At 42.3% G+C, this 1,503-nt stretch carries 1 protein-coding gene and 1 pseudogene; both read left to right on the top strand.

Annotated elements, in window-relative coordinates; translation table 11 throughout:
* A pseudogene (locus AAC037_RS24240) lies at nucleotides 1-748 on the top strand (exonuclease sbcCD subunit D); the annotation flags it as partial.
* A partial coding sequence (locus AAC037_RS24235) for an SMC family ATPase (RefSeq protein ID WP_339906253.1) occupies nucleotides 745-1,503 on the top strand: 759 nt, incomplete at its 3' end. The pseudogene AAC037_RS24240 and the gene AAC037_RS24235, both read left to right, overlap by 4 nt.

Raw genomic sequence — 1,503 nt, 5'->3', positions numbered from 1 at the left:
GGGAGAAGGGGATAGAGAAAGTGAGTTGCGCAAAGTATTGGAAGAAAAATGGAAGAACTTGGCGGATCAGTATTGTGACAGCTCGGGATTGAATGTATTCCTCGGGCATTTCTTCTTTGTCAAAGAAGGCACCACTCCTGAAAAAGAACCGGAAAGTGAACGCCCCATTCTACATGTGGGAGGAACGCAGGCCTTGTATACATCAAATATTCCTTCACAAATCCAGTATGCAGCATTGGGACACTTGCACCGCTACCATGCCGCTAGCAAAAGTCCCTTTCCGGTCGTATACTCCAGCTCTCCTTTGGCTTATTCTTTCAGTGAAGCCGGCCAGGAAAAACAGGTGGTCCTCATTACCGGCACTCCCAATGAACCGGTTAATTATAAACCTATTCCCTTAAAACAAGGCAGGAGACTGGAAAGAAAAAAATTCAGTGACTTGCCTACCGCTTTGGAATGGCTGGAAGAAAACCCTTATTGTTTTGTGGAATTGACCTACGAAACAGACGATGCCATAGATGCAGCCACAAGAAAAAGTCTTTTGCAAGCACATGACGGGATCATCAACATTATTCCTCAAATTAAAAACCTAGGAAACGAGCAAGACCAACAGCTTCAGGTAAAAGATTTAGAAAAAGACATGACAAGTTTATTTAAAATGTACTACCAAAGTGAAAAAGGGCAACTTCCCAATGAAGCCCTATTGTCAGTATTCAATGAAATCCTTAGCCAAGACGATAAAATATGATTCCTTTAAAGCTTTCCGTTCAAGGACTTTATTCCTACAAGGAAGAACAAACCATAGATTTTGAAAAACTTACTGCAGCAGGAATTTTTGGCATTTTCGGTGCTGTAGGCAGTGGAAAATCCTCCATTTTGGAGGCCATACTTTTGGCCCTGTACGGCAGCACTGAAAGGCTGTCGGACAGGGGTGAAAAAAACAGCATGGTCAACCTGCAAAGCCAACAGTTGCTTATCAATTTCGAATTCAAAGCAGGGAAAAACAACCATCAGATTTATTTAGCCAGGTATGCAGTCAAGCGGAACAGCAAAAAATTTGATGAGATAAAACCTGCAGAACACACATTTTATCTTAAGGAAGGAGATGCAACCACACCGCTGAATCAGAATGCTGAAGCCATAATCGGCATGAAAAAGGAGCATTTTAAGCAAACGGTGATCATTCCACAAGGTAAATTCAGGGAATTTATAGACCTTACCCCCGGACCTAGAGCTGAAATGATGAAGGAGCTGTTTGGCTTGGGACGCTTTGATTTGTCAGCCAAAACCGGCAGTCTCTTAAAAGCGGTCAGGGGAGAATTGATTCGACTGGAAACACAATTGGAAGGACTAGGCGAAATTTCTGCAGAGCTTTTAAAAGAAAAAGAAAAAGCACAGCAAGAATTAACAAAAACTATGAATGCCGCCACAGAAAGCCTTGAAAAGACCAACTTACAATTTCAATCCCTTCAAGCGCAAAAGCAAAAGCACAACCAACTGCTG

Source organism: uncultured Cyclobacterium sp. (genome assembly GCF_963976465.1).
Taxonomy (GTDB): domain Bacteria; phylum Bacteroidota; class Bacteroidia; order Cytophagales; family Cyclobacteriaceae; genus Cyclobacterium.
This window is presented reverse-complemented; position numbering and strand designations above follow the sequence as displayed.